Here is a 377-nt window from a genome sequence, read left to right as displayed (position 1 = left end):
GGCGTTCGGTGGGTGTGGAGCCGGACGCGGTGATGGGCCACAGCCAGGGCGAGATCGCGGCCGCGTGTGTGGCGGGTGCACTCTCACTGGAGGACGCGGCGAAGGTGGTGACCCTGCGCTCGCAGGCGATCGCGGCCGGTCTTGCGGGCCGGGGTGGCATGGTGTCGGTCGGGCTTCCGGTCGACCAGGCCCGGGAGCGTATCGCCGCGTGGGGCGGCGCGATATCCGTCGCGGCGGTCAACGGCCCCGGTTCGGTCGTAGTGTCCGGTGACGCGGGTGCGCTGGATGAGATGGTCGCGCAGCTGGAGGGTGAGGAGATCCGGGTCCGCCGGGTTCCGGTGGATTACGCCTCGCACTCCGCGCATGTGGAGGAGATC

General features: G+C 71.6%; 1 protein-coding gene. It reads left to right on the top strand.

Annotated elements, in window-relative coordinates:
- Window positions 1-377, top strand: a 377-nt coding sequence (locus IG74_RS47380) for an acyltransferase domain-containing protein (RefSeq protein ID WP_158858151.1), incomplete at both ends; no start/stop codon positions are given.

Origin of the sequence: Streptomyces sp. NRRL B-1347, from assembly GCF_000720325.1 — a bacterium.
In the GTDB taxonomy this organism is placed as follows: domain Bacteria; phylum Actinomycetota; class Actinomycetes; order Streptomycetales; family Streptomycetaceae; genus Streptomyces.
The sequence above is the reverse complement of the archived record's forward strand: the minus strand, read 5'-3'. Positions and strand labels throughout refer to the sequence as shown.